The organism is Mesorhizobium sp. M4B.F.Ca.ET.203.01.1.1 (assembly GCF_004791025.1).
Classification (GTDB): domain Bacteria; phylum Pseudomonadota; class Alphaproteobacteria; order Rhizobiales; family Rhizobiaceae; genus Mesorhizobium; species Mesorhizobium abyssinicae.
On the sequence record NZ_SRUO01000152.1, the window covers coordinates 1 to 343 of the forward strand.

Genomic DNA, 343 nt, shown 5'->3' on the forward strand with positions numbered 1-343 from the left:
GTCAACCTGGGCTCTTGGCCTGACGGCTGGGGCACACGGCACTCTCGCCACGCAAAACGCGACGGGTGCCATGTACATCGGCGCCGGGACGACGACCAAGTTCAACAAGGGCATCATTTCCATGAATGGCGCCCTGGATACGGCTGTGGGCGCTGGCGGCGGGGGCGTTACCTATGAGGCTTACAGAGGCCAGAGTTTCCGCTGGCTCAACAGTTCCAACACGGTTGACGGTGAAATCTGGGCTGATGCCTCGGGCATTCATACGCCTCAAACGCTTGTTGGCGGGACATCCGCCAGCGGGTCGTTGTCCCTGAAATCCACCAGCGGCGTCGGCACGTCCGAC

General features: G+C 62.1%; 1 protein-coding gene. It reads left to right on the plus strand.

The features are described 5' to 3' along the window. Positions 1–70: 70 nt before the first annotated feature. Positions 71–343 (plus strand): hypothetical protein (locus tag EN846_RS34075; RefSeq protein WP_135928129.1); only part of this gene is annotated, 273 nt, incomplete at its 3' end.